This window comes from Pseudooceanicola lipolyticus (assembly GCF_002786325.1).
Lineage (GTDB): Bacteria > Pseudomonadota > Alphaproteobacteria > Rhodobacterales > Rhodobacteraceae > Pseudooceanicola_C > Pseudooceanicola_C lipolyticus.
Map to the genome: position 1 here is coordinate 1 of NZ_PGTB01000400.1, position 792 is coordinate 792.

Sequence of the window (792 nt, forward strand, 5' to 3'; positions counted from 1 at the left end):
CGACAGTCTACGATGCATGCACGTGCACGAGAGAAACTAAACGGCGGCGAGCGGGGAGAGAGAGCTGGATGCTAGCTGCGCTGCGCACCCCTGGGTCGGTCGGCTTCGGCTTTTAGTAGTCGGTGGAGGGGAGCTGCTCGTGGGTGTGGGAGATGAAGAGCAGCTCGTAGATGACGCCGGCGAGGCCGCCGCCGATGAGGGGCCCGACCCAGTACACCCACTGGTAGCCCCACTCCCAGCTGACGAGGGCGGGGCCGAAGGACACGGCGGGGTTCATGGACGCGCCGTCGAAGGCGCCGCCCACCAGGATGTTGGCGCCCACGATGAAGCCGATGGCGATGGGGGCGATGGTGCCCAGGCTGCCCTTCTTCGGGTCCACCGCCGTCGCGTACACCGTGTACACCAGCCCGAAGGTCATCACGATCTCCAGCACCAGCGCCTCCCACACCGACACGCCCGTCAGCCCGAAGGTGCCCGTGGCCTGCCCGCCCGTCGAGAAGCGGAGCAGGAAGCACGCCACGGTGGACCCCAGCAGCTGCGCCACCCAGTACAGGAGCCCCCGGAACAGGGTGATGTTGCCGCCCACGAAGGCGCCGAAGGTCACGGCAGGGTTCACGTGCCCGCCCGAGATGTTCGCGCCCACCGACACCGCCACGAACAGCGCGAACGCGTGCGCCACCGCCGCCGCGATCAGGCCCGCCGGGGTCGTCGGGCCGCCGCCGGTCAGCTTGCTGAAGGCCATGCCGGAGCCCTGGCCGGCGAAGACGAAGATGAGGGTGGAGATGAACTCAG

The 792-nt window shown here is 68.8% G+C and carries 1 protein-coding gene; it reads right to left on the reverse strand.

Translation table 11 applies throughout. The features are described 5' to 3' along the window. Window positions 1–112: 112 nt before the first annotated feature. Window positions 113–792 (reverse strand): TIP-type aquaporin (locus CVM52_RS28235; protein WP_100165096.1); only part of this gene is annotated, 680 nt, incomplete at its 5' end.